General features: G+C 56.4%; 1 protein-coding gene. It reads left to right on the plus strand.

Annotation, left to right across the window (positions count from 1 at the left end; genetic code table 11):
- A partial coding sequence (locus LK536_RS59105; protein WP_506092374.1) for an alanine:cation symporter family protein occupies positions 1 to 236 on the plus strand: 236 nt, incomplete at both ends.

Here is a 236-nt window from a genome sequence, read left to right on the forward strand (position 1 = left end):
GTACTGATCGGCGGCGTAACCGGAATCGGCAAGTTCTGTGAAAAGGTAACCCCTGTCATGTACGTGATTTATATCATCACGGTCCTGGGCATCATCCTTACCCACATCACCCAGGTCCAACAGGCAATCGCAACCATTTTCACCCATGCGTTCACTCCCCTTTCCGCTAAAGGCGGACTGGCAGGAAGCCCGGTTGCCATGACCATCCAGCCGGGCGCTGCCCGCGGTCCCTTCTA

Origin of the sequence: Clostridium pacaense, assembly GCF_020709765.2 — a bacterium.
Classification (GTDB): domain Bacteria; phylum Bacillota; class Clostridia; order Lachnospirales; family Lachnospiraceae; genus Enterocloster; species Enterocloster hominis.